Annotated in this window: 22 protein-coding genes and 3 riboswitches; of the genes, 18 read left to right on the top strand and 4 right to left on the bottom strand. The window is 44.7% G+C overall.

The genetic code is table 11. The features are described 5' to 3' along the window. Positions 1 to 58: 58 nt before the first annotated feature. Positions 59 to 667, top strand: a complete 609-nt coding sequence (locus ABWW58_RS09590) for a DnaA N-terminal domain-containing protein (protein WP_353868922.1) — start codon at positions 59 to 61, stop codon at positions 665 to 667. A gap of 127 nt (positions 668 to 794) precedes the next feature. On the opposite strand, the gene ABWW58_RS09585 is transcribed toward ABWW58_RS09590, so the two are convergent. Then, a complete protein-coding gene (locus ABWW58_RS09585) occupies positions 795 to 2,192 on the bottom strand; it encodes an MATE family efflux transporter (RefSeq protein WP_353868921.1) in 1,398 nt (465 codons plus the stop codon). Positions 2,193 to 3,040: 848 nt separating this feature from the next. On the opposite strand from ABWW58_RS09585, the gene ABWW58_RS09580 reads away from it, so the two are divergent. From ABWW58_RS09580 to ABWW58_RS09550, 7 genes are all read left to right on the top strand, one after another. After that, positions 3,041 to 3,925, top strand: coding sequence for a DMT family transporter (locus ABWW58_RS09580; RefSeq protein WP_353868920.1), 885 nt, complete (start codon positions 3,041 to 3,043; stop codon positions 3,923 to 3,925). 196 nt (positions 3,926 to 4,121) lie between these two features. Continuing rightward, positions 4,122 to 4,385 (top strand): metal-sensitive transcriptional regulator, encoded by a 264-nt coding sequence (locus tag ABWW58_RS09575; protein WP_028976641.1) that lies wholly within the window; start codon positions 4,122 to 4,124, stop codon positions 4,383 to 4,385. 47 nt (positions 4,386 to 4,432) lie between these two features. After that, entirely contained in the window at positions 4,433 to 4,753 is a 321-nt protein-coding gene (locus tag ABWW58_RS09570) for a rhodanese-like domain-containing protein (RefSeq protein ID WP_353868919.1), read from the top strand. A gap of 86 nt (positions 4,754 to 4,839) precedes the next feature. Then, a complete protein-coding gene (locus tag ABWW58_RS09565; protein ID WP_353868918.1) occupies positions 4,840 to 5,142 on the top strand; it encodes a rhodanese-like domain-containing protein in 303 nt (100 codons plus the stop codon). Between the two features lie 13 nt (positions 5,143 to 5,155). Further along, on the top strand, positions 5,156 to 6,805 hold the full coding sequence (locus ABWW58_RS09560; RefSeq protein WP_353868917.1) for an FAD-dependent oxidoreductase: 1,650 nt from the start codon (positions 5,156 to 5,158) through the stop codon (positions 6,803 to 6,805). A 155-nt stretch (positions 6,806 to 6,960) separates the two neighbouring features. Next, the gene (locus ABWW58_RS09555) at positions 6,961 to 7,194 is read left to right on the top strand and encodes a glutaredoxin family protein (RefSeq protein ID WP_353868916.1); all 234 of its coding nucleotides are present in this window, start codon (positions 6,961 to 6,963) and stop codon (positions 7,192 to 7,194) included. 87 nt (positions 7,195 to 7,281) lie between these two features. Then, on the top strand, positions 7,282 to 9,750 hold the full coding sequence (locus ABWW58_RS09550; RefSeq protein WP_353868915.1) for an FAD-dependent oxidoreductase: 2,469 nt from the start codon (positions 7,282 to 7,284) through the stop codon (positions 9,748 to 9,750). 860 nt (positions 9,751 to 10,610) lie between these two features. On the opposite strand, the gene ABWW58_RS09545 is transcribed toward ABWW58_RS09550, so the two are convergent. Both ABWW58_RS09545 and ABWW58_RS09540 read right to left on the bottom strand, forming a co-directional pair. Beyond that, positions 10,611 to 11,492, bottom strand: coding sequence for a LysR family transcriptional regulator (locus ABWW58_RS09545; protein ID WP_353869081.1), 882 nt, complete (start codon positions 11,490 to 11,492; stop codon positions 10,611 to 10,613). 203 nt (positions 11,493 to 11,695) lie between these two features. Continuing rightward, complete coding sequence (locus ABWW58_RS09540) at positions 11,696 to 12,250, bottom strand: TetR/AcrR family transcriptional regulator (RefSeq protein WP_353868914.1); 555 nt, start codon at positions 12,248 to 12,250, stop codon at positions 11,696 to 11,698. A gap of 347 nt (positions 12,251 to 12,597) precedes the next feature. Here ABWW58_RS09540 and ABWW58_RS09535 point away from each other — a divergent pair, with 347 nt between their 5' ends. The 10 genes from ABWW58_RS09535 to ABWW58_RS09490 all read left to right on the top strand — a co-directional run bounded on the left by ABWW58_RS09535 (position 12,598) and on the right by ABWW58_RS09490 (position 24,356). Beyond that, complete coding sequence (locus ABWW58_RS09535) at positions 12,598 to 15,660, top strand: MMPL family transporter (protein WP_353868913.1); 3,063 nt, start codon at positions 12,598 to 12,600, stop codon at positions 15,658 to 15,660. Positions 15,661 to 16,495: 835 nt separating this feature from the next. Then, positions 16,496 to 16,654, top strand: a complete 159-nt coding sequence (locus ABWW58_RS09530; RefSeq protein ID WP_143128429.1) for an FbpB family small basic protein — start codon at positions 16,496 to 16,498, stop codon at positions 16,652 to 16,654. Between the two features lie 51 nt (positions 16,655 to 16,705). Continuing rightward, a riboswitch (SAM riboswitch) is annotated at positions 16,706 to 16,813 on the top strand. A 346-nt stretch (positions 16,814 to 17,159) separates the two neighbouring features. Further along, positions 17,160 to 17,260: riboswitch (SAM riboswitch) on the top strand. Between the two features lie 113 nt (positions 17,261 to 17,373). Continuing rightward, positions 17,374 to 17,553, top strand: coding sequence for a hypothetical protein (locus ABWW58_RS09525; RefSeq protein ID WP_353868912.1), 180 nt, complete (start codon positions 17,374 to 17,376; stop codon positions 17,551 to 17,553). Between the two features lie 4 nt (positions 17,554 to 17,557). Next, positions 17,558 to 18,700 carry a trans-sulfuration enzyme family protein gene (locus ABWW58_RS09520; RefSeq protein ID WP_353868911.1) on the top strand — a complete coding sequence of 381 codons (1,143 nt, stop codon included), beginning with the start codon at positions 17,558 to 17,560 and terminating at the stop codon, positions 18,698 to 18,700. A gap of 17 nt (positions 18,701 to 18,717) precedes the next feature. Beyond that, positions 18,718 to 19,134, top strand: a complete 417-nt coding sequence (locus ABWW58_RS09515; RefSeq protein WP_353868910.1) for a GNAT family N-acetyltransferase — start codon at positions 18,718 to 18,720, stop codon at positions 19,132 to 19,134. An 11-nt stretch (positions 19,135 to 19,145) separates the two neighbouring features. Then, entirely contained in the window at positions 19,146 to 20,222 is a 1,077-nt protein-coding gene (locus ABWW58_RS09510; RefSeq protein WP_353868909.1) for an Ldh family oxidoreductase, read from the top strand. A gap of 32 nt (positions 20,223 to 20,254) precedes the next feature. Further along, the gene (locus ABWW58_RS09505) at positions 20,255 to 21,565 is read left to right on the top strand and encodes an O-acetylhomoserine aminocarboxypropyltransferase/cysteine synthase family protein (RefSeq protein ID WP_353868908.1); all 1,311 of its coding nucleotides are present in this window, start codon (positions 20,255 to 20,257) and stop codon (positions 21,563 to 21,565) included. A gap of 28 nt (positions 21,566 to 21,593) precedes the next feature. Continuing rightward, positions 21,594 to 22,721, top strand: coding sequence for an iron-containing alcohol dehydrogenase family protein (locus ABWW58_RS09500; protein WP_353868907.1), 1,128 nt, complete (start codon positions 21,594 to 21,596; stop codon positions 22,719 to 22,721). Beyond that, positions 22,718 to 23,872, top strand: a complete 1,155-nt coding sequence (locus tag ABWW58_RS09495; protein WP_353868906.1) for an amidohydrolase — start codon at positions 22,718 to 22,720, stop codon at positions 23,870 to 23,872. Before ABWW58_RS09500 ends, ABWW58_RS09495 begins: the two co-directional genes overlap by 4 nt. A gap of 45 nt (positions 23,873 to 23,917) precedes the next feature. After that, positions 23,918 to 24,019: riboswitch (SAM riboswitch) on the top strand. Positions 24,020 to 24,188: 169 nt separating this feature from the next. Further along, entirely contained in the window at positions 24,189 to 24,356 is a 168-nt protein-coding gene (locus ABWW58_RS09490) for a Fur-regulated basic protein FbpA (protein WP_353868905.1), read from the top strand. 47 nt (positions 24,357 to 24,403) lie between these two features. On the opposite strand, the gene ABWW58_RS09485 is transcribed toward ABWW58_RS09490, so the two are convergent. Further along, a complete protein-coding gene (locus ABWW58_RS09485; RefSeq protein WP_353868904.1) occupies positions 24,404 to 25,312 on the bottom strand; it encodes a lysylphosphatidylglycerol synthase domain-containing protein in 909 nt (302 codons plus the stop codon). Positions 25,313 to 25,330: the final 18 nt, after the last annotated feature.

Here is a 25,330-nt window from a genome sequence, read left to right as displayed (position 1 = left end):
AACAGATAATAATTGGACTTATAGTCAGTCAAAAAAATAGTCTGAGAGGGGCATAAATATGCATGTAATCACCTTAAGCGGCTCTAAAAAATTTAAGCATCAATTTGAACGGGTAAATGCATTTCTGACACTTCAAGGAAACATCGTCATTAGCTTGGCTTTCTTCGAACAAAGTGATGGTTTTAAATTGACACAAGAACAAGTTGAACTTCTTGGCGATTTGCATTTAAAGAAAATTGATATGTCTGATGAACTGTTCGTTATCGACGTTGACGGCTATATAGGAAGTCAGACCAGAAAAGAAATTGAGTATGCTGAAAAGAATGGCAAAAGAATACGGTACTACTCTAGTTTTGCGAAGAATACGGACGAGCATCGACAGATGGAACTGTGGGAACAAGCGCTTAACTTAATTGCTGGGACAATTAAACGCGCACAGTATGAGACATGGTTCAAAGACACGAAGGCAAAGTACGATGGCGAGACTTTCTTTATTGATTGTGCAAACGACTTTTCAAAGGATTGGCTGTATACTCACTATTCTCCTTTAATTCTTAAGGCCGCAGAACATGTAACCGAAAATGATAAAGTTAAGATTGCTTTCCGATCCTCCAAACAAACCAGCAAAACGATTGATAAATCCCGTGTGACGTTGATTAAGGATTAATCGGAAGGTCAACGTTTCGTGATCAATGGGTGAAAAGGTTATTAAGGACTATCGTTGCCTGCGTTCTAATTCACGGAATGCAATGCAAGTGAACCTTTCATTGGGATGAAGGCTTCGGAAAAATGGATTATATTGAACTTTTCACGTTATTCACTACCCTGTGTGGCCGCAGCACGGCATCGGTTGCATGGCTTGTTTCCAATGTGTTGAGTTTGCGACTCACAGAAATGTAGGAGCCAATGAGCAGGAGCAGCGCACCGCCCCACGCAAGCGGATTGGCAAGGCTCGCTCCCGTGAATCCCAAAAGCTTAATTAGAAAAATAACAGCAAAAGAACGCATGAGCAGTTCGACGATTCCGGAAAGCGTAGGCAAAACGCTGTAACCGAGTCCCTGCAGCGTGTAGCGTATGATCAACAGTAAGGAAAGCAGTGCGTACATCGTGCTGTTGTAAAGAAAGTAAGTTTGTGCCAAATGAATGACAACAGGCTGCTGATTTCCGACAAATAGGTGGCAGAGCGGAACGGCATAGGCAATGATCAGTGCCCCCATGGCAATGCTTAGCGCGCAGGAAAGTACCATTGTCTGTTGAACGCCATGGCGAATGCGTGCATAATGTTTGGCACCCAAGTTTTGTGCCGCAAAGGTGGCCATGGTAATGCCGAAAGACAGTGAGACCTGTGTTGCCAGAAAATCGATACGGCCTGCCGTCGTATAGGCAGCAACGGCGTTCGAGCCCAATGTGTTGAGCATGACTTGAACAATGATTGCGCCAATTGAAATGATCGATGCCTGAAATCCCATTGGCAGACCAAGTTGGAGATGTGGCTTGATTTCACGAAGAATATGCAAGAAATGGTCACGGGACAATTTGAGCTCAGGTACAAATTTATTGATGAATTGCAGGCACCAGATGGCGGATAACCCCTGCGCCGCGACCGAGGCGAATCCGGCACCAGCGACGCCCATATGAAAGAACAGAATGAAAATGAAGTCAAAAACAACGTTGACCACGCAGGCAAGTGCCAGAAAAATAAGCGGCGCCCGGCTGTTCCCTAAAGCACGTAACGTATTATTAAAAAGATTGTATAGAACGGTAACGCTGGTCCCCCAGAAGCAGGCAACAATAAACTTTTGCGCATCATTGATGATGTCAGGAGGCGTTTGCATCAGCTCGAGCAGCGGGCGTGCAAAGAGAACGCCGATGCACGTCAGAATCAGAGAAACGGCAATACTGATTAAAATATTAACGGCAAAACTGCACTTGACGCCCTGAATGTCCCCGGCACCGTAGCGGCGCGCCGTCAGAATGGTCAGACCTGCCGTCATCCCTTGCGCGAAACCAATAATCAGCGCAAACAAACTATCGGTAGCGCCTACAGCAGCTAAAGCATGGATACTGATCGTACGACCGACAACGATTGTATCCGCAACGTTATAGAATTGCTGAAAAAGATTCCCGATCAGAAGCGGAATCGTGAACAAAATTATTTTTTTAATCGGACTTCCTTTTGTTAAATCCCACATGAAGAACACGACCCAATCTAAGCAGTAAGACTATCATACATCAGCTTGCAGGAAAGATCATGCTCTTTTTCACAGTAGATAAAAAGTTATTTATAGTCTAAAGGATGCTCAAGAAATGAGCTGTTTTTTATAAGAAAAGAAAGTTTATCGTTTTGCCTTGCCGGTACGACGATATGGTCATAAGATTCGGATGGACGATTAGGTAAGCCGCCCAATCTAAGAAATAAACGGAAAAATTCCGCTTATCGCATCGAAAAACGTGAAAATAGAGGGTTTTTCCGTGCATAAGCGGAAAAATTACCCTTATTTACCTGTAAAACAAGCACCATGATGCAAATAGCCGGAAAATCTCCGCTTATTTTATTCTGGCCACGTTACTCAATCAAGGATCAAAATGATTTATTAGAAAACTTGGCTTCGCCAAGCCCCTGGCGAAGGCGAAGCCTTAGTTGCGACGGCCATGGACGGCCTAGTGTCCGGTGAGCCGCAGGACGCGGCGTTTTTTCGGACCGCTTACACTCGTTTCCTTTAAATGTTTTCTTATACTTTCCTACCAGTGTGAATTAGAACTGTTTGTTCAAGACAAGCTTGATGATTCAAAACCGCATTTAGCGGAAGTCATCACATCCTGCGGAAGTAAGTACCGGGCGCTTTTTGCCCGGTTTTTCTTACATCCTCCAGGCCATTTGCATCTATATTTATCATTCTAATTATGACAAATAGTCGCTTTTGTGATGGAAATTGACGTGCTATGTTATAAGCAAGCACTTAGTGCATGTTTTTTTGCTTTATAAAATCCAAATTATGTTGGTTTATACTGCACATCTATTTGCCGAGGAGTAAACCTTATGAAATCTAGGATTCAATTTATCGTATCGATGGCTATCTTTGGAACGATTGGGTTAGTTGTCAAACATATCGATTTATCTTCAAGTGCAGCCGCTTTGTTAAGTAGTTCCATTGGTGGGGGATTCTTGATGTGTGTAGTCTTGGTGACCAAGAAAAAAATTCCTTGGAACTTAGTGAAGTCTAATTTTATAGGTTTGATTTGTTCGGGTGTAGCATTGGCTGGTAATTGGATCTTTTTATACGGCTCTTATCAGTATACAACGGTAACTAATGCTACATTGGCTTATTATTTTGCACCTGTAATTGTGATGATTTGTTCGCCAATCATGCTGCATGAACACTTATCTGTCAAAAAAATACTGTGCATTTTTACTGCAGTCATTGGAATGGTTATGATTGTGGGAACGGGGTTTAGTGCGTTCGGAAAGCAGGATTTATTGGGGATCTTTTTAGGCTTAATTGCGGCCGTGTTTTATGCTTCGCTGATGTTAGTAAACAAATTTATTCACGATATGGATAAACTAGAGCTAACGATGATTCAACTGGGCACTGCTGCGGTACTTCTTTTCTTCTATGTGTTTTTTACAGAGGGATTGGCTTTCTTGAGTGTTTCAAAGTCTGCACTGCCTTTTATTGCTTTACTAGGCATTGTCAACACAGGTATTGGCTTTTGGCTTTTTTTCTCCGGAATGCAGAAACTTTCAGGGCAAAGTATCGCTGTGTTAAGTTATGTAGATCCGCTTGTAGCGATTTTAATTTCCGGAGTAGTTTTGCACGAACGAATGACTGTGGTTCAAGTACTAGGCGGAATTTTGCTTTTAGGTTCTACATTCACTAGTGAGATAAAATCACTTCATGAACCACACGAGAATATCATCGCGTGACAAGGGAGGCGTTTCTATGCCATTTCATTCTTTTGAAAATTATCCAATGTCGTGGAAACCATCGATTGATAGAAATTCACGTTTGTTTTATAACATACTCACTTCACCTAGGTCTTTCAGCTAAACGGTCCTTTCATTTGACAGAGAAAAATGCATCAATTATTATACCTATAGGGGTATATTGAGGAGGGTGTTCATGGAGTATACAGCGCAAATGAAAAATCGATTAAAACGAATTGATGGTCAGATCCGCGGGATTCTTAACATGATGGAACAGGGCGAAGACTGCCGCAGTGTAGTGACCCAGATGACTGCTGCTCGGACGGCAATGGATCGTGCACTTGGTTTAGTCATTGGAAAGAATTTGGAAGCCTGTCTGCGGGAGCAGATTGAAAGCGGCGGCGGATCCGCTGAATCCATCATAAATGAAGCAGTTCAAATGCTGGTGAAAAGTCGCTGAGGGATCAAGACGCGGTGAATCAAATGGCGAAAAGAGGAAAAGTAGATATGAAATGCCTATTCTTTTGCAAACCTAAAATTACAAAGATAAGCACTTCGGAACTTAAAGAGGCTTATCTGCCTAATAAAAAGGGGAAATACTTTCTTGACGTACGCACAAAGCCGGAGTTCAACAGTCGATCCATTCCGGGCTTTATCAATAGTCCGCTGCAAACTTTGACGAATCATCTCAACAAGATCCCGAAAGAAAAAGAAGTCGTTGTCATCTGTCAAAGCGGTATGAGAAGCTCAGTCGCTTGTAAGCTTTTGAAAAAAGCGGGCTATGAAAAAGTGACCAATGTACGCGGCGGGATGAATCACTGGGTTTAGTTTTTTTATGCAGTGAAATATACCTATAGGGGTATAAAATGTATAGGTTTTGATAAGAAAAAAGTTGATCCAAGGAGGAAAACAGCATGTATGAAGAACGGACACCTGAAGAAGTTGAACGCTTGTTGCGCAACCATATACCAGTAAGTATTATCGATGTTCGTGAACCGTTTGAATTTGCCGACGGCCATATTCCGGGAGCCGTTAATCTTTCGGTTAATGAGATTCAGAATCGGATCGGCGAAATCAACAACGATCAAGAACACATCATGGTTTGTCATTCCGGAAGCAGAAGCGGAGTGGCTTGTGCCATCCTATCTGCAAGTGGATATAAGGTGAAAAATATGGCCGGCGGGATGATGAACTGGCACGGACCGATTGAATGCTAAGGAGGTAAATTCAATGAAATACGTCATTATTGGCGGGGTGGCCGGTGGGATGTCGGCAGCCACGCGGCTTCGCCGATTAAATGAAGAAGCAGAAATTATTGTCGTGGAACGTGGTCCCTATGTTTCTTTTGCCAATTGCGGACTTCCTTATTTTATTGGCGGCGTGATTCAAGAACGGTCAAAGCTGCTTGTACAGACGGCAGAAAAGCTGTATCAGCGTTTTCGTCTGGATGTGCGGACGGAAAGTGAAGCAACACATATTGACCGGGAACAAAAGAAAGTGACCATTACTCATCATGGAAAAACTTATGAAGAAACCTATGACGCTCTGATTCTCTCGACTGGCGCGCACCCAATGCGTCCGCCAATCAAAGGAATTGACCAAGCGGACCATTTGTTCACGCTACGCGATGTTCCCGATGCTGAACATATTGTTCAATACCTGCAGCAGCATCAAGTGGATCGTGCAGTGATCATTGGTGCCGGTTTTATCGGCATGGAAATGGCAGAGAACCTTGCAGAACGCGGACTTAAAGTGACGATTATTGAACGCGAGCATCAAGTTCTTCCTCCGCTTGACCCGGAAATGGCGGCTAGTGCAGAAGCTGAACTGAAAGAGCACGGGATTGAGGTGTTCAAAGGAACAACCGTTACGGGTTTTGAAGAAAAAGGTGCCGTTCTTGTGATGGATGATGGGCGGCGAAAAGAGAGCGATTTGACTCTTTTATCGGTAGGCATCGTTCCTGAATCATCCTTAGCTGAGCAAGCCGGCTTAGCGCTGGGTATCCGCCGCAGTATATCGGTTAATGATCAGTTGCAGACCAGTGATCCAAATATCTACGCGATCGGTGATGCAATCGAAGTTGCGCAGACCATCAGCGGGAAAGCAGCAGTTATTCCACTCGCTTCACCGGCCAATCGCCAAGGACGAATGGTTGCTGACATTCTTAGCGGGCTGAATCGTCACTATAAGGGAACGCTAGGCACATCCATTGTGAAAATTTTTGAGACATCTGCCGCTGTGACAGGATTAAGCGAAAAAATGCTACAGAGATATCAGATCCCTTATGAGGCGTTGCACATCAGTCCTCCGGATCACGCGTCTTATTATCCGGGCAGTTCGCAGATGACACTTAAGCTGCTCTTTGACCCGGAATCGGGAAAGTTACTGGGAGCTCAAGCGGTTGGCAAGAAGGGGATTGATAAGACCATCGATGTGCTTGCCACGGCAATCCATGGGCAGATGACGGTCAATGATTTAACTGAGCTTGAACTCGCCTACGCGCCGCCGTTTAATTCGGCGAAGGCCCCGGTTAATTTAATCGGTTATGCATCAGAAAATCTGCTGGATGACAAAGTGCAGCATGTTCAGTGGAATGAAGTCGACCAGCTAGTAAAACAAGGAGCAATGCTGATTGATGTTCGAACAGAACAGGAATACGAGAACGGAACCATCCAGGGGGCAGTGAATATTCCTTTGGACAATCTTCGTGAACGATTACGGGAGATTCCAAAAAACCGTAACTTGATTGTGACTTGTCAGGTGGGTCTGCGCGGCTATCTCGCATCTCGTATTCTTGCTCAGAAAGGTTATAAGGTTAAGAATTTAGATGGAGGATATAAGCTGTATAAAAGTATTTATCCGGAAAAAGTAAAGGAATGATGGGAAAGATTAACAATTTGTTCGCTCGAATTGAAGCAAAAAAACTTTGTGGGCAAAAGTTACAAAGGTGCAACAAATAAATGAGCCGAGAGACGATTAACACTTAAACGTTTGACTGATTAAGAGTGAAAAAACTTTTAAAGGAGTTATTAACGATGAATGAAATTACCGTGTATACGACCAATACTTGTCCCTATTGTCATATGGTGAAGAACTTTCTGAGTGAAAAAGGGCTGCCATTTAAAGAAGTCAATGTCCAGCAAGACCAGGCTGCCGGTCAACGTCTTGTGGAAACAACCGGACAAATGGGTGTACCCCAAACCAATGTGAATGGACAATGGGTACTCGGATTTGATCCAAGTCGGATTATGAGTCTGATTCATGAATAATCTTTCTTTACCGACAACAAGCCAAGGAAGTTAATCAAGACTATGGCGAATGCAACGAGTCAAATACAAGAATCAGGAGGACCCATTGTGAAACAAAGAATCATTATTGTCGGCGGCGTCGCCGGGGGTGCAAGTGTAGCAACGCGGCTCAGGCGATTAAATGAAGAAAATGAAATTGTCATGTATGAAAAAGGTGCTTATATTTCTTTTGCTAATTGCGGACTGCCTTATTATGTCGGCGGTACGATCCGTGAAAAGGACGCGTTGCTTGTTGAATCCGTTGAGAACATGGTTAAGGAATTCAATGTTGATGTTCACAATAATACAGAAGTGATTGATATAGATCCTGGAAAACACATCATTACGGTAAAAGATGTGCTGAACGGAGAAATATCGACAGATCATTATGATCGGCTGATTCTTTCTACTGGGGCAAAACCGATTGTGCCCAAGATCCCGGGACTCGATGAGGCGGATCATGTCTTCTCCGTACGAAATATACCGGATGTTGCGCGTATAAAAAATTATATCGATTCCGATAACGTGCGCAAGGCCGTAGTGATTGGCGGCGGTTTCATCGGACTGGAAATGACTGAAAATCTTGTTGAACTCGGGTTGGCGGTTACGTTAGTTGAAGCGAGCCCGCAAGTAATGGCGCCGCTTGATTTTGAAATGGCACAATTTGTCCATGAACAGATTGAAATGCACGGTGTCACGCTCATCTTGAACGACGGCGTTGCGCGATTTTCCAACAACGGGCGTACGCTCGTACTCAGCAGCGGTGAAGAAATAGATACCGACCTGACTGTGATGGCAATTGGTGTCTTACCCGACAGTGCACTGGCGCAAAAGGCGGGTGTGAAGACGGGCATTAAGGGTGCGATTGTCGTTAACGAACATTTTGAAACGAGTGTCGCCGATATTTTTGCGATTGGCGATGTGATTGAAGTGACAGATTTCGTCACCGGCATGCCCACATTAATTCCACTGGCAGGTCCGGCTAATCGGCAGGGACGGTTTCTCGCAGACTATCTAAATGGCTTAGAGGCAAAGAATCCCCCTGTGCAGGGAACAGCCGTGGCTAAGGTTTTCGCGCTCACCGTGGCGACAACGGGAAAAAATGAACGTCTTTTGAAACTGGCGGGTATCGCCTATCGGGTGGTTCATTTGCACCCAAATTCCCATGCCGGCTATTATCCTGGCGCGGCACCGATTGAGTTGAAGGTGATCTATGACGATCAGGGAAAAATTCTAGGTGCACAGGCGATTGGAACGGAAGGCGCGGATAAACGGATCGACATGATTTCAGCAGTCATGCGTTTAAACGGATCGGTTGAGGATCTGCAGTTGATTGAAGTAGCGTATGCGCCGCCGTATGCATCGGCAAAAGATCCTGTAAACTATGCCGGTTATCTTGCTGCAGACCAGCGGCAGGGGTTAGTCAAGATGATTGAATGGTATGAATGCGATGCACTGATTGAGAAACAGGCCTATTTCTTGGATGTGCGTGAATCATTTGAACTGGCCGCCGGAAAAATTTCCAGCAGCTATCATATTCCGCGAGGCGAACTAAGAGAGCGGATTGAGGAGCTTCCTAGGGATCAGCCGATTTACGTATATTGCTCTGTTGGACTCCGCGGTTATAATGCGGCACGCATATTGGCGCTGAATGGTTTTGATGTCTATAATCTCGACGGCGGTTTGAAAACATATGAACAAGCCAAGTATGAGACGGGTCACATGAAAGTGCAGCCTCGTACTGCGGATCAAGGTGAATCGTTTTCAACAATGGTACAGCACGGAACGCAAGCTGCAAAAATTGTAGTAGATGCCTGCGGGCTGCAGTGCCCAGGCCCGATTCTTAAAGTTAAACAATCTATGGAAAAGTTGAATGAGGGCGATGTCCTGCAGGTGCAAGCTTCGGACTTTGGCTTTCACAAGGATATTGTTGCCTGGGCCGATGCGACGGGCAATCAATTGCTGAAGAACGACATTGTCGGCAATAAGGTTGTCGCGACGCTGATGAAGGGAGTAAAGGACAGCCGTGACGATACTCAGCAAACATTGCAAACGGCTTCAAATGCTAGCGGAGCGACTACAATGGTGGTTTTTGATGGGGATTTGGATAAAGCAATTGCAACGTTTATCATTGCGACCGGGGCGGCTGCGATGGGTAAGCCGGTCACACTTTTCTTCACCTTCTGGGGGCTTAATATCATTAAGCGGCAGGCTCATGCGAAGATCAGCAAGTCGGGTACCGACAAACTGTTCAGTATGATGTTGCCGAAGAGCGCGGATCATCTGCCGCTGTCACGCATGAATATGGCTGGCATGGGGCCGAAAATGATAAAAAAAGTCATGGCTGACAAGAATGTTGACAGTCTTGCTGTTATGATCGAGCGTGCAAAACAGCTTGGTGTTAAAATGGTTGCCTGTACGATGAGTATGGAGTTAATGGGCGTTGCACGTGAAGAAATCATCGATGGTGTTGAATTCGGTGGGGTTGCCAGCTATCTAGGCGAAGCAGCAAAATCAAATGTGAATCTATTTATCTAACTAAATCAATGGATTGTTTATGCCAATGATGCGGGTGTTTCACTAGTCAATAGACTAGTAAAACACCTTTTTTGCAGATAAAGAAAGTTCATGAATTTGCTTTGTGGTACGACGATAAGCGGCATTTTATCAATAAGTTGGTTCGAGACAAGTTAGCGCGAGACGCCTGCGGGACAGCGAGCCAGGGAAGACCCCGCAGGATAAATGCGTGTCCGAGAAGGGCTTCCGGATCGCCCGCGGCAAGCGAGCAGCTGAAGGTCGTTCAAGCCTATCGGAGGGGCGATCAGGTAAGCGCGCCAATCTGAGAAATAAACGGAAAAATTCCGCTTAATTGGAAAATGAATGAAAAAATTGCTTAAATAGACGGAGAAATTCCGCTTATCGAATCGAGAAACGTGAAAATGGAGCCTTTTTCTGTGAATAAGCGGAAAAATTACCCTTATTTACCGGTGAAACAAGCGCCATGATGCATATAACCGGAAAATCTCCGCTTATTTTATTCCGGCCTTGTTACTTACTTAAGGACCCAAATGATTTGTTAGAAAACTTAGTTGCGACGGCCATGGACGGCCTAGTGTCCGGTGAGCCGCAGGACGCGGCGTTTTTTCGGACCGCATACACTCGTTTCCTTTAAATGTTTTCTTATACTTTCCTATCAGTGTGAAACAGAAATGTCTGTTCAAGACAAGGTTGATGATTCAAAACCGCATTTGGAGCAAAGGAGCTTTCGCATGTAAGGATCTTTCGCTAAGCACGCATACGTCCTGTATGCAACGCGAAAGTCATCACATCCTGTGAAAGTGCGTCCTGTAAAAGTGCATGGATACAAAACATCAAGGAACAGGTAAACTAGAATTTCATTACTGTTCATTCCCAGTGTTGTGCCTAAATTGCAGATAGTCTAAAAAACGCTTAACCGCAAGCGGTGCAGATTTTTTATCTCTCATTGCAAGACCAAGCTTACGGTATGCCGGTATATCCAGTTCTTTTATAATAATTCGGTAGGGAATACGCTGCAAAATGAGCTCCGGCAAAATGCTGATCCCCAACCCGCTTTCGACCATTGACATGATGGCATAATCATCCCATGTCGTAAAATGTACGTTTGGTTTAAGGCTAAACGCTTCGAATATTTCTGATATTTCGGCTTTAGCGCCTTTTTCGAGAAGCATGAATGGGTAATCACATAGTGCTTTCACAGGAAAGCAGTCACAGTCAGCCATCGGATGATCTTCTGGTAAAACAACAAGCAGCTTATCCTGCGCCAAAAACAGTGTTTCAAACTCAGGATGTGTAGGAAGACGGAGGAAACCGCAATCCACGCGCCCTTCTGAAATCCAGCTTTCAATTTCCGTATAGTTGCCTAGCAAAAGCTCGTAATCAATATTGGGGTAGTCCTTTTGAAACGCTTTAATGATATTCGGAAGCCAATGGGTCGCTATGCTTGAGATTGTGCCAATCCGAATGAGCCCTGACTGCAAGCCGTTCAGTTCATCCACCTGCGTCTGCAACTTCTGATAGTCGTTACATACATTTTGAGCAAACGGCAATAGCTTTAATCCGTCGGAAGTCAGGCGTACACCGGCGCGTCCACGCTCGAGAAGTGATACGCTCCATTCTTTTTCCAAATCATTGATCATGCGGCTGATACCGGATTGGGAATAGTTCAATAGTTCTGCTGCCTTGGTAAAGCTGCCGAGTTCAACCGTTTTGACAAAGGCCATATATTTTTGAATGTTCATGTCCATATGATTTTCACCACTTTTCATCTGAATTCATTATGTTCATGATGATATGAATTCATCTTTGTTCTACTATAAGAAAGTATTTAATTTTAAGGATCATAGTATAAGTGCAACTAAGTCTTCGCCTTCGTCAGAGAGGTTTGGCGAAGCCAAGTTTTCTAATATTAATCGATATCTACTATGAAAATAGTTTATTCAAATTATTCTTTTGATCGTGATAAGACGTTCGCTAGAACTTTGGTAATGCCCTCAATCGAGTGATCTTCCTCATCTTCGAACCAACTTAAAATAGCGCTAATCGAACCATCGACAAAATAGGAAAAATAATATTTTAGAATGTGAGGGTCCTGTTCATTAAAATCTTCTTTAAATTCCTCAATTGCTTGTTCTTGTACTTCAGAAAACAGCTCATTAACCATGATTCCGTCACGGTAATTTGCCAGAATCATTCGGCTTACAGCTTCGTTATCATTTAATATAATAATCAGCCTCTTTAACCAGTCATGAAGCTGTTCTTGCGGACGCATCGCTAAGATCGGCCTGATTTGATCGACGAGTTCTGTTTCAATTTTATGGAATAAATCAATCGGGTCGTCAAAGTGCAAATAAAACGTTCCTCGATTGACATCCGCTTCTCTGCAAATTTGAGTAACCGTTATTTTGGAGAGCTCAGTCGTGCTTAGAAGGCGTAAAAAAGCGTCTTTAATCACTTGGATCGTATAGTGAGTTCGTCTGTTGTTTTTTGTACCTGCCATCAGATTCACCTTTTTCTTCATTTATTAAACAATGCGGGGCGTACTTGTTTATTCAATAACAGAAAATGAAAAATTACATATTGAACTTAACTTTTACGTTTACTATACTATCAACATGATGTTAAATCAACACTGTGTTCAATAAATGCCAGGAGGGAGAATCCATGCGTTGTTTAGAAGTCAGGAACGTATTTAAACGATGACCCATAGGGGATTTGACGGTCATTGTCTTTCCATAAAATGAACAAACTGTCTGCATACACAATTATAGAGAAAAGATGATTCTGTTTAGGCGTAATGCTCGCGAGCAGATGAAATTCATTTAATTTTTACGGGGAGGATCAGAAGTGAGAGGAATCATTAAAGCGCGTTGGATCATTTTATCCGTATGGCTTGTCGCGACGATCGTGCTTGTTGCTATGCAACCGGATATCAATGCCATTCTTAGAGATCGAGGACAGAAGGCATTAAACGAAGACAGCCCATCGGTACAAGCCGATGCCATATTAAGTAAAATGGAAAAATCGAAGGGAACCAATAATCTTGTCGTTTTTTATGACAAAAATAAAATTTCCAATAACGAGCTGAATCAGATCAAGCAGGGGGTAGAACGATTTCATGATGACGCGGACAAACTCGGAGTTGCCGAGATCATGGATCCTTTTAGTATACCTGAAGCGAAAAGTTCGCTGATTTCGAAGGACAAAACAACGGTAATGGTAAGCTTCAAGTTAGACAAAAAGTCTCGAGAAATCGATGATATTAAGAAAGCCATCGATCAGCGGCTGGACAAGGTAACGGTCACCCATTACCTGACCGGCGAGGATTTCATTAATAATGACTACTTAAAGGCGTCTCAAGGCGGGGTTGAGAAAAGTGCGGCACTGACCGTTCTGTTCATCTTAATTGTTCTTGTTATCATGTTCCGATCCATTGTGACGCCGATCATTTCGTTACTTGCGGTTATGTTCTCCTACCTTTGCTCGATGGGGATTGCCGCGCAGCTGATTGACAAAGCAGGCTTTCCGCTTACAAGTCTGACGCAGATGCTGCTTATTCTGATCCTGTTCGGCATTGGGACCGATTATAATATATTGCTGTTTAACCGCTTTAAGGAAGAACTGTCAAAAGGATTGTCCATTGACGATGCCATTGTCTCGACCTACCAAACGGCCGGGAAAACGATTGTCTACAGTATCCTGACTGTCTTTATCGCTTTTGCTGCACTTATATTCTCTCAATCGCCAATCTATCAGTCTGGAATTGTCGTGGTCATTGGCGTTGCGTTCCTGTTGCTCGAGATGCTCACGTTAACGCCGTTTGCGATGAAGCTACTCGGTCAAAAGCTGTTCTGGCCATCCAAAAGTACTAAAGGACATGGAGAGAACAGGATGTGGGCGAGAACAGCAACGCTCGCCACTAGGCATCCGATTGTTTCCGTAATCGTGGTGGCTGTACTTATTGTTCCGGCCGTGTTTTTCTATCAGGAGAAATTAAACTTTGATACGATCGGCGAACTTGGCAACAGCTATCCTTCCTCTAAAGCCATGAATATTGTGGCAGATCATTTTGGCAAAGGCAATGCAATGCCGGCCACTGTTGTCATTGAGAATAAAAAAGCTTTAGATAATAACGAATCTTTGGCGGCGATCGATCGACTAACCGGACAGCTGAAAAAAATTAAAGGCGTAAAACAAGTTTCTTCCATAACAAGGCCACAGGGGCAAGAAGTGAATGGTTTTTACATTGGTGATCAGACAAAGTCGGTCACAGACGGATTGTCCGCGACACGGAAGGGCGTCGATCAAATCGGTGGTGGTCTGAAAACGGCTCAGAAAAAACTTGGCTCTGCTGATTTCTCTCAAGTCAATAAGATGGTCGACGGAACTGCCAAGCTCGAGAACGGCATGACTGCCTTGACCAGCGGACTTAAGCAAATCCAAAATGGGATCGGAGGTACCGGTCAATCACAGACGATCAGTGACGGGATCGGACAAATTGAAACGAATCTTGAAAAAATGAGCGGCGCTGTGACTACACTTGCCGATAACTATGGTCAGATGCAGTCCGGCTATGCGAAAATGGGCACTAGTTATCAAGGCACTGCAAAGGCGCTGCTCGGCGTCAAGAATGCACTCGCGCAGATGCAAATGCTGACATCGGCGCTCGGTGACAGCAGTCCGGGCGTTGCCGGTGATCAAAATTATCTTCGACTAAAAGCGAGCTTCGATCAGTTGTCTGCATCGTTGGCCAAGATCACACCGGAAGGCATCGACGCATTGAATAAGAACTACACTACACTGACGACCGGATTCAAAACGGCGAACAGCCATCTGTCTGAGATGAGTGATGGCCTGTCCAAAATGGCTGAAGGACTTGAAAAAACGAAAAGTGGTCTTGACAGTGCCTCCTCAGGCATCGGAACGATTGTCACTAATATGGATCAGGTAACGGACGGACTGGGACAAATGAAATCCGGTCAACAGAAGCTGGCAGATGGTCTTAACGGGTTCCATACATTCGGCGACAAGTTGGCGGATGTTACGAAAGGATTGGATCAACTATCCGGTGGCCTGGGAAAGACCAACGATTTTCTCACGCAGCTTAATACAAATCGAAGCTTCTCAATACCGGATGAAGCACTAAACGATAAACAGTATCAGCAGGCTTTGGATGCGTTCATGTCTAAAGACCGGACCATTACCAAAATAACAGTGATTCTTAACAATGACCCATATTCAAAGCAAGCTTTAAATACAATCAAGCACATGAATACAACGGTGCATAACGGAGTGAAGGGAACGACTTTGGCTGATGCAAAGGTAGCTGTTTCCGGGCCAAGTTCGACAACCTATGACACAAACAATGTTCTGACAAAGGATTTGAATCGCTTAACGGTTATTGTACTCATTGGTGTTCTGCTCGTACTGATCGTTGTGATGCGTTCCTTCTGGATCCCAGTGTTTATCACGGTGTCGCTCATGGGAGCATACTATGCGGCCATGTTTGTTTTGAACGCTCTGTTCATCAATCTGATTGGTCTGGAAGGTATTTCTTCATTCGTTCCATTCTTCGCCTTTATCGTAATCGTTGCTCTGGGCGTAGACTACAGCATCTTCCTGCTGGCACGTTATAAGGAATATCCACTGATGTCGGGCAAGGAAGCGATTGTCGAAGCCGCAAAACGAGTGGGTACCATAATTTTGTCAGCCTTCGTGATTCTTGGAGGAACCTTCGCGACACTGATGCCGTCGGGAATTGTGCTGCTGATTGAACTGGCAACGGCTGTAATTACCGGTCTGATCGTACTCTGCTTCATTATGCTTCCGATCTTTGTCCCGGCGATGATTTCACTCTTTGATTCTCCGCCGAAGTTTAAAAGAAGCACAGAGTCATCAGTGAGCGAATAAATAAGTTTACGAATTGATCCTTTTAAAATGTAAACAAAAAAATGAAGGTGTCTCAAAGGTCTGCGACTATGAGACATCTTTTTTTCGTACCAAGATTAAGAGAGTTTATTAAGGAGACCAGCCTGAGAAAACTCGGCCATTCATTGCCGAGATGAATCAGCGTCTTTGGTCTCCATTTTTATGAATCATTGGGGTCCTTAATTAAGTAACGCGGCCAGAATAAAATAAGCGGAGATTTTCCGGTTATATGCATCCTGGCGCTTGTTTCACAGATACATAAGGGTAATTTTTCCGCTTATGCACAGAAAAACCCTCCATTTTCACGTTTTTCGATTCGATAAGCGGAATTTCTCCGTCTATTTAAGCAATTTTTTCATTCATTTTCTAATTAAGCGGAATTTTTCCGTTTATTTCTCGGATTGGGCGCTTACCTGATCGCCCAGCCCAACCGAATCTTATACCTTATCGTCGTACCGACAAGGCAAAACGCTAGACTTTCTTAACTTGTAAAAGAGTCTTAACCGCTATTTGGATTTTCCAAGCAAGTATGAGATATTCCTAGAAGCTCGGGATTTAATCCCGATGTAGTTCACGATCTTGGATTTGCTGAACGGGGATAAGCGGCGTAAACGCGAAAGCCACTGCATCCTGTGAAAGTAAGTGTTCGGATGCCTGCGGGGCGTCTCTGTTGATCTGGAGCAAAGGGGGATAGCTCTCGCAGGCATTGGCATATATTGAGAAATCACTATTGATACGGATTCCTATTTGTATTACAATGTGAAAAACACCAAAAACATATAATAATACTAGGAATAACAATGAGAGGAGGAAGATCATGGTGCGTAGGCGTTTCTTGTCTTTTAATAAGTTGGTACAGCAAAATATATCTGAAATGCTAAGTACAGAATCGGTGATGCAAGCATTAGAGGCGAAACTGGACCGAAGGCGTGTGGCAAAATTGGAAAACAGCAAGCCGCAAAGTAAAACTCGGTAAAATGATGACTAGTTTGGTGGGGTGCTGTGTTTGTTGAGAATTGACTATGAATTCTTATCCAGAGTGGGGGAGGGACTGGCCCAATGAACCCCGACAACCAACATGATTGCATGCATGGTGTCCATTCCAGAAACACTGAATGGTGTTTGAAGATGAGAAAGAACCAACGCAGCAAACCTTTCGCATCGTCGTTAGGCTTGTTTTTTTATCAGAACTTTTTTTAAAAGATCAGATTTTTATGCTCTTCGTGATGCAATTTTTTAGGATAGTAACACTTGTTGAGAAACGGATCACAGAACAATAAACATCGCAGAATCCGGATCTATTTGTTGTATGAAGATTGGGTGAAAGATTCTGAAAAAAGCATTGACACATGGTGCTTATTGAATTATATTACGTTATAACACATGTAACCTATTGGTTATCTATGGATTAATAGATTTAAAACCGGAGCATGCTCAGGAAAGTGCCCTACGCGTTTTCTTTGAAAATTAAATAGCAATCATTCTTATCAAGAGCGGCGGAGGGACTGGCCCAATGAAGCCCGACAACCAGCACATATGTGTATGGTGTTAATTCCATCAGTTTTAAACTGAGAGATAAGAGAACATACACGCCCAATGTTTTCTTATTCCCAAATAAGAAAGCATTTTTTTATTGCTTGTTTCAGTGTTAGGAGAAGTTGGCGGGCGTTACTGATAACAAAGAGGTGATCATCAATGAACACCATTGGAAAACAGTTTTATCAACTCATTCAGTCGCTTTTTTGGGATCCGGTCTATCTGCCCTGGGAGTCAGAAGCATTTCGCAACGCGGTTGCACCTGCGACGATCACCAAGAGAACATCGGAATATCTTCAGTTTTCAGGCAGCAGGACGCGCAGCAACAAGGAGGATTAACAGTGTGAAAATAGATTCATTGATTGTAAAAGGGATTGATGCGAAAGACAATCCGAATCATGCGGTTGTTCCGCCGATTTTTCTGGCAACAACTTATGTTCAGGATGATCTGCATGGGTTTCAGTCCTTTGCCTATGCCAGGGGCGGGAATCCAACGCGAACTAATTTGGAAAACTTGTTTTCAAAAATCGAACAGGCGAACTATTCCTATGCGTTTGCATCAGGGATGGCGGCAGTGTCAGCTGTTTTCAGCCTGTTTCAGTCCGGTGACAAAATTTTGCTGAACAACAATGTGTATGGTGGAACCTATCGCTATGCCAGCAATCTTTTTAAGGACAGAGGCATTGCTTATGAATTGGTGCACGATTTTAATGACTTGAAAGCAGAGGATCTGGATGACGATGTGGCCGCACTCTATTTGGAGACGCCGTCTAATCCGCTGCTGCGTGTTGCCGATATACGGCAGCTTGCGGCGATCGCGCATGAGCGAGGCAAATTGCTGATCGTCGACAATACATTTTTAACGGCTTATTATCAGAATCCGCTCGCGCTAGGTGCGGATATCGTCCTTTATTCCGCTACAAAATACTTGAGCGGTCATGCAGATGTGATTGCCGGTCTCGTGGCAACCAATCGTGAAGAAATTGCGCAAAAGCTTAAGTTCCTGCAAAATACATTGGGAGGAATCTTAAGCCCTACAGATTCATACGCATTGATTCGTGGTATCAAAACATTGAGTGTTCGACTTGATCGTCAGGAAGAGAATACAAACAAGATCATCACGTTCTTCCGCAGTCATCCTGGCATTGATCACTTATACTATCCGGGCTCTTATTCACAAGAGGAAAAGGAAATTCAGGAGCGTCAATCTTCGGGACATGGTTCAGTCATTTCCATTCAACTCGCGTCAGATTATGATCAGGATCAGTTTGTTGCGGCACTTTCGCTGTTTGATCTGGCTGTAAGTCTTGGCGGTGTTGAGAGTTTGATTTGCCAGCCGGCAACGATGACGCATGAATCCTTTGATGAAAAACTTCAGGAGAAAATCGGCATCACAAAAGGCCTGCTCCGTTTGGCGATCGGTATTGAGAATGCGGATGATCTGCTGGACGATTTGGCGCGCGCATTAGAAAAAGCGAAAAGATAGTTTGGAGTGGAGACAGCATGGAAATTCGCAAAATGGTCCCTGAGGATTATGAAGGCGCTTATGAGCTATGGACACGGGTGCCGGGAATGAATCTGAATTCTTTGGACAATAGTTACGCGGGAATTGATCGTATTATTCGCAGGAATCCGGAGACCTGTTTGGTCGCTGTCGATAACGAGAGGATCATCGGAACACTACTCGGAGGCACTGATGGACGCAAAGGCTTTCTATACCATACGGCAGTTGACCCTGCGCAGCAGGGAAAAGGAATCGGCACACAGTTAATTGACCGTGTTTGTGCTATTTTTAAAGAGGAAAAGATCACGAAGATCGGCTTGTACGTCGTGCTTGATAATGAGGAAGGAAAACAATTTTGGAGAAATAAGGGCTGGAATTTCAGACCCGATATTGTGTATCTTGATCGTGATCTGTGAGGGAACCGAGCATGGGAAAACGGTATGACTATCAAGCAATTAAACAATGGGTGAAACGTATCTACGAGGCATACGGCTTCTCAGAACATAACAGTGCGATTATTGCACGATCCATCGTGGTGACCGATCTATATGGTATTGAATCACATGGCGTGCAGCGACTGGCAATGTATGACCGAAAGATTTCTGACGGTGACATTAAAGTCGGCGCAGTTCCGGAAATTGTTCGGGAAACACCGGTAAGTGCAGTACTTGACGGACACAAGAGCATGGGGCAGCTTGTCGCCTATGAGGCAATGGCACTTGCGATTGAAAAAGCGGAACAGAGCGGTATCGGTATCATCTCAGTTCGCAATTCGAATCATTACGGGATGGCTGGTTACTATGCTAAAATGGCGAGCGATAAAGGGATGTTGGGGATCTCTGCGACCAATTCCAACCCTTTTTTAATCCCGACTCATGCGATACAGCCGTTTCTCGGCAGCAATCCACTTGCCTTTGCCATGCCTGCCGATCCGCACGATTTTCTCTATGATGCGGCAACGACGGTCGCATCACTTGGAAAGATCGAGGTGTACGCCAAACAGGGAAAGAAAATTCCTGGAGCGTGGGCGGTTGATGAATGTAACGAGATCAGCAGAGACGCGAACATTTTGAGAAAATATTTGTCGAATTCCCCAAAAGTCGGAGGCATACTCCCTGTAGGAGGCCAAGGGGAAGAAAATGGCGGCTATAAAGGCTTCGGAAATGGATTGATTGTTGAAATTTTAACTGCGATCCTCTCACAAGGGCATCTTTCCGCCGATCTCGGCAGCGGCAAAGTGAAAGGGATCAGTCATTTTTTTATGGCCGTCGATCTTGGTTTGTTTGGTGATCCGAATGCGATTGCAGAGGCATTATCCACTATGCTCGAACGGATTCGATCACTTCCTCATGAACTCGGGAAGAAAATCTACACACATGGCGACAAAGAGGCAGCTGCGTTTGATGACCGCCTAAAAAATGGGATTCCAATTGATCCTGAAACGCTGAATGAAATGGCAGCACTATCAGAGCGATTGCATGTTCCTTATCAGTCGTATCTATAATTTATTTTTTGGATCAGAAATGGGGAATTTTGATGGCAGAGGAGTCAGAAAAAAGATTTGACACATTAAAAATTCATGCGGGCTATGATCCCAAACAACATAATTATGCGTCGCAAGTTCCAATCTATCAAACGGTTGCTTTTGGTTTCGGCGACTCGGAGCGAGCAGAGCGATTGGTCAATTTCAAAGAAAAAGGCTTCAGCTATACGAGAGTCGGTAATCCGACAACTGCTGTGCTTGAACAAAGAATCGCAGATTTGGATGGCGCTTCAGAGGCGGTCGCAGTCGGATCCGGTATGGCAGCTGTTTCTTATACATTGCTTAATTTGGCTGAAGGCGGCGGCAGAATAATTTCCGCCTCTAATATATACGGATCAAGCTTTGATGAATTTCGAACGCTGTTTCCCAAATTTGGGGTTCATTTTGACTTTATCGACGACATTAACGATCACGCTCAAGTGGCGGCAGCAATAAAAGACGATACCAAAGCCATTTTTGTGGAAAGTGTCACGAATCCGGACACAGAGGTGACCGATGTTGAAGCGTTAGCCAAACTGGCCCACGAAAACGGTATTCCTCTAGTCATCGACAACACGTTTCCGACACCATATCTCTTTAACCCGATCCGCTATGGCGCAGATATCGTTGTCTACTCATCGACAAAAGGAATCAGCGGACATGGAGAAGTGGTTTCAGGATTAATTGTCGATGCGGGTAAATTTGATTATGGAAACGGCAAGTTCAAGCAATTTGAGGAAAAAGAATTCGTCCTGGGAAACGAAGGAGAAGGAGTTGAGCGAAGTTTTGTCGAGGCCTTTGGAACAAAGGCCTTTGCTGCGCGAATCCGAGTCAAATACCTTCGTTTGTTCGGTGCTGTTCTGAGTCCTTTTGAAGCTTATTTTGTTCTGTTAGGTATTGAAACACTGTCCGAACGCTTGGCAAAGCAAGTAGCCAGTGCGGTGAAGATTGCCCGATTTCTGGAAGGTCATCCGCACGTCACATCGGTGCACTATTCTGGACTGCCGGATCATCCGCAGCATGAACTGGTGAACCGCTATTTTCCACGTGGCGTTGGTGCGATCTTTGCTTTTGACATCGACGGAACCGAAGCTCAGACAAAGAAAATCTTAGATTCAGTGAAAATCTTCAGTTACTTGCCGAATGTCGGCGATGCGCGTTCGTTGATCGTTAATCCGGGTCGCACGACGCATCGCGAGATTCCTTCCGCCAATCGTCAAAAAAGCGGACTCACCAATACATTGATCCGCCTTTCGATCGGTTTGGAAGATGCGGATGACCTGATCGGTGATCTGGATCAGGCGTTGAACAAGGCATTTGAGTAGGCAACTATAGAATTTGGGGGAAAAGATTATGGATTTAGGCAAAATTGTCAGGGGCGGGCCGAGTCAGTATTTGTGTACAGAGGATGCCATCAGCAAACTCGATGAACTTGTTTCGCCCTTTTCATCTGTTCATATTGTCACGGGTGAAAAATCATTTGCGGCTTTTCAAAAGGTCTATAAAAAAGAAGTCAAGTGGCCGGTTTACCGTTATGATGGAACGTCGAGTCATGAGGATATGGATCGTCTGACGCGTGAGATCGGTCAGGCGGATTTAGTTATCGGGATCGGTGGCGGACGTGTATTAGATACCGCCAAAGGCGTCAATCACCGGCTGCGCGCACAGTATATCTGCATTCCAACGGTTCTTGGCACCTGTTCCGCGTATACGCCGCTTGCTATCATCTATAATCAGCAGCATGAACATATTGGACGCGATCATTTTCAAGAATCCGCCTACGCGGTGCTCGTTGATCTATCTTTATTAATTGATTCGCCGAAAGACTATTATGTTGCCGGCATTGGAGATACATTAGCGAAATGGTATGAGGCGGAAGCAATACCGAAGGATGCGTCTCAGCAAATCGATCCCTTTGTAACACTTGGACTCAGCGCGGCGCTGCAAACGAAAAAGCTGCTGCTTCAGTATTCAGAGGAAGCGGTGGCAAGTCTGGAACGCCATCAGCTCAGTCCCGCCTTCCGTATTGTATCTGATGTGATTGTCGGTCTTTCCGGAACAGTAGGCAGCTTTGCACGCGATTACGGACGCGCTTCCGGCGCCCACGCTGTTCATAATGCGATGAGCAAGATTCCGGAGACGAGCCGTTATCAACATGGAATAAAGGTTGCGTATGGTTTACTTGTACTGCTTGTCACTTTGGGTCAGGATGCTGAAGTACGGAGGCTGCTGCCCTTTTACAAGCGAGTCGGCCTGAGTTATTCGCTGAGCCAATTCAGACTTCAGGATGCAGAGAAGGCTAAAGAAATTCTCGCCAGAGAGTGTCAAACGGAGCTCGGCTTTCGTTTTGTCTTTAAAACCTTTGATGAGGCGTTTATTCTGAATGCATTGAATCAAGTGGAAACGTTGGTAACAGAAAGCGACAGTGAAGGGCAGGCAATCGGAAAATATGGCTACAAGGCAGATGAACAGCAAGTATGAGCAGATTTGTCACTGATGAAACAGCTTACCAATCCATTTTCAAAGAACTGCACCAACACCCGGAACTGTCGCTGCATGAATATGAGACAACGGCAAAAATCAGAGGCTGGCTGCAGGAACAATCGATTACGTTGCGAGAGACCAGCTTGCCAACCGGCGTTTTTGCCGAGATCTCAGGTGACCCGAACGGACCTGCTGTAGGACTTCGCGCGGATATCGACGCATTGCCGATTCATGAACAAACCGACTTGCCCTATAAATCACGAAATGAAGGCGTGATGCATGCTTGCGGTCACGATTTTCATACGACCGCTTTACTCTGGGCCGCCGCTTTGTTAAAACAAAATCAGGAAAATCTTCCAGGCACTGTCCGTCTGATCTTTCAACCTGCCGAAGAAACCGGCCATGGGGGACTCAAAGTGGTCAAAGACGGTCAACTCAAAGGACTGGACACAGTGATCGGCATTCACAACAAACCCGATTTGCCGGTTGGAACGATCGGTATCAAGCCCGGACCACTTATGGCGGCTTGCGACAAATTTAAAATCACGCTTCATGGAGTCGGCGGACATGCGGCAATTCCCGAACGGACCCGCGATCCGATTGTGGCTGCCGCGTCATTCGTTCAGACAGCGCAAACGATCGTCAGTCGAAACATTTCGCCCAAGCATGAAGCGGTTGTGAGTATTACCAGTATTCACGGTGGCGACGTGTGGAATGTGTTGCCTGGAGAGGTTGAACTGCTCGGCACGGTACGCACCTTTTATGATCAGGACCGAGATTTGATCATTGATCGTTTTGCCGCAATCGCCGATGGGCTCCAGAAGGCCTGCAACGTGCAGATTGCTGTTGAATGGGGCCAAGGAACGCCATCCGTATTTAATGATGAAAAAATAACGCGGATTGTTCGCGCAGCAAATGAAAACGAAGTGCAGGTGGTGACACCGGAAGTATCGGTGGCCGGAGATGATTTTTCTTGTTTCCAACGTGAGGTACCCGGCGTGTTTGCATTCGTAGGATCGAACGGACCGGAAGATTGGCATCACCCTGCGTTCCATGTTGATCCTGAAGGAATCCGCATTGCCGCGGAGCTCTATTGTCGTTCTGCCGTTGCCGTACTGAGGGCATTAAAGGATTCGAACGTTCATTGATCTGCAGAAATCAGTGACATACTAATAAAAGAATAGTCCTAGTCATGCTTATCTAGAGAGGTGGAGGGATTGGCCCTGCGAAGCCTCAGCAACCGGTCGTTACGACACGGTGCTAATTCCAAAAGTAGTAATGCTTGAAGATGAGTTGAGGTCAGTAACCATGAAAAACCTGTTTCCTCTTCTTATTGATGAGAAAGCAGGTTTTTATTTTTTGCGGCAAGGACAAAGTGACTCAGGGAAGGTATCAGGAATTTGCTGAGAAGCTTAAACACCAATAAAGGTTAAGCAATAAAATCTATTAAGGAGATGTCGCACCATGGGCAGCGTTCAAAAAAAATCCATTGAAAACAGACAGGAACGGTTAATCGAACAGCTGATTGCTCATGAAGTATATAAAATAAATGGAAAGCATCTTTTTCAATTACCGCTATCCGAGTTGGAACATGAATATAAGCACGTACGGAACCTGCATTCCACTATGTAGGAGGATTCAACGATAACACAGAAATGACCCATCAATCCAACAGCCATTTACATTTTCTGGTGCAACTTTCTTTTGATCACTTTTCCATATTTTCCATAAAAGGCCAGAATAGAAAGAACGACGCCCAATGGAAGCAATGCAGCATACTGTGTGAAATGAAGCAGTAACCCTGCCGGAAGCGCCGCGCTCTGCTGAATGCCTAGTCCGGCAAGGCCGATAATGACTCCGTATTCAAAGAGACCAACAGAACCGGGCGAGGCAGGTATAAAGCCAACGAGGTTTGTTGTGGCAAAAACGGCGAGCGACATACGAAGAGATGTCACCCAGTTGAAGCCGAACGCGATCAGTCCCATCCACATGGAAAAAAGAAGGAGGATATATGAAAGAAGAACCCAAAGCATCATCTTCAGCATACCAATCGTTAAATAATAGCTGCGCAATCGCGGCACAAAATAAATAACAATCAACAGCAACACGATGAGGACAATACATGAAAAGAAAAGAATCCACAGGATAGTTAAGATCTTGGTATCTTTAAATCCAGAAAAAGGTACGGCGAGAAGTGAGATGACGATAATCGCAATCGAGTCAGCGATCGCTGGTGCCATAATTAACTTCGTCCGACGCAGCGCAGTGTAGTCGTCCGGAAAAAAAGCGAAGCGTAATCCGTCACCGATATGAAGAGGCAAAATCATATTTGCCGCATGCCCGATACCAACGATTTGCAGAGCTCTCAGACGGTTGATATTCGGGTCAATGCCTAATGTGTACCCAAGGCTTCGAATATAGTTTGAATAGATATTAAGGACAACCGAACCAAAGACTAAGAACCAATTAATTTTCGAATTGAATACAGTGTTTAGATCCAGGCCACCCAGTGTTTTGAATGAATAGTAGACGACTAAAAGAGTAATGATTATTCCCAATAGTAGCTTGAACTTCATTTTTGTGGCCATTCAGATGCTCCTGCTGCA

Source organism: Sporolactobacillus caesalpiniae (assembly GCF_040513385.1).
Classification (GTDB): Bacteria; Bacillota; Bacilli; order Bacillales; family Sporolactobacillaceae; genus Sporolactobacillus.
The sequence above is the reverse complement of the archived record's forward strand: the minus strand, read 5'-3'. Positions and strand labels throughout refer to the sequence as shown.

What these genes read in the sequence shown, in the direction of transcription:
- ABWW58_RS09590 (WP_353868922.1), top strand. Translation starts at nt 59, where the DNA reads ATGCATGTAATCACCTTAAGCGGCTCTAAAAAATTTAAGCATCAATTT.
- ABWW58_RS09585 (WP_353868921.1), bottom strand. Translation starts at nt 2,192, where the DNA reads ATGTGGGATTTAACAAAAGGAAGTCCGATTAAAAAAATAATTTTGTTC.
- ABWW58_RS09580 (WP_353868920.1), top strand. Translation starts at nt 3,041, where the DNA reads ATGAAATCTAGGATTCAATTTATCGTATCGATGGCTATCTTTGGAACG.
- ABWW58_RS09575 (WP_028976641.1), top strand. Translation starts at nt 4,122, where the DNA reads ATGGAGTATACAGCGCAAATGAAAAATCGATTAAAACGAATTGATGGT.
- ABWW58_RS09570 (WP_353868919.1), top strand. Translation starts at nt 4,433, where the DNA reads ATGAAATGCCTATTCTTTTGCAAACCTAAAATTACAAAGATAAGCACT.
- ABWW58_RS09565 (WP_353868918.1), top strand. Translation starts at nt 4,840, where the DNA reads ATGTATGAAGAACGGACACCTGAAGAAGTTGAACGCTTGTTGCGCAAC.
- ABWW58_RS09560 (WP_353868917.1), top strand. Translation starts at nt 5,156, where the DNA reads ATGAAATACGTCATTATTGGCGGGGTGGCCGGTGGGATGTCGGCAGCC.
- ABWW58_RS09555 (WP_353868916.1), top strand. Translation starts at nt 6,961, where the DNA reads ATGAATGAAATTACCGTGTATACGACCAATACTTGTCCCTATTGTCAT.
- ABWW58_RS09545 (WP_353869081.1), bottom strand. Translation starts at nt 11,492, where the DNA reads ATGAACATTCAAAAATATATGGCCTTTGTCAAAACGGTTGAACTCGGC.
- ABWW58_RS09540 (WP_353868914.1), bottom strand. Translation starts at nt 12,250, where the DNA reads ATGGCAGGTACAAAAAACAACAGACGAACTCACTATACGATCCAAGTG.
- ABWW58_RS09530 (WP_143128429.1), top strand. Translation starts at nt 16,496, where the DNA reads ATGGTGCGTAGGCGTTTCTTGTCTTTTAATAAGTTGGTACAGCAAAAT.
- ABWW58_RS09525 (WP_353868912.1), top strand. Translation starts at nt 17,374, where the DNA reads ATGAACACCATTGGAAAACAGTTTTATCAACTCATTCAGTCGCTTTTT.
- ABWW58_RS09515 (WP_353868910.1), top strand. Translation starts at nt 18,718, where the DNA reads ATGGAAATTCGCAAAATGGTCCCTGAGGATTATGAAGGCGCTTATGAG.
- ABWW58_RS09510 (WP_353868909.1), top strand. Translation starts at nt 19,146, where the DNA reads ATGGGAAAACGGTATGACTATCAAGCAATTAAACAATGGGTGAAACGT.
- ABWW58_RS09505 (WP_353868908.1), top strand. Translation starts at nt 20,255, where the DNA reads ATGGCAGAGGAGTCAGAAAAAAGATTTGACACATTAAAAATTCATGCG.
- ABWW58_RS09500 (WP_353868907.1), top strand. Translation starts at nt 21,594, where the DNA reads ATGGATTTAGGCAAAATTGTCAGGGGCGGGCCGAGTCAGTATTTGTGT.
- ABWW58_RS09495 (WP_353868906.1), top strand. Translation starts at nt 22,718, where the DNA reads ATGAGCAGATTTGTCACTGATGAAACAGCTTACCAATCCATTTTCAAA.
- ABWW58_RS09490 (WP_353868905.1), top strand. Translation starts at nt 24,189, where the DNA reads ATGGGCAGCGTTCAAAAAAAATCCATTGAAAACAGACAGGAACGGTTA.
- ABWW58_RS09485 (WP_353868904.1), bottom strand. Translation starts at nt 25,312, where the DNA reads ATGGCCACAAAAATGAAGTTCAAGCTACTATTGGGAATAATCATTACT.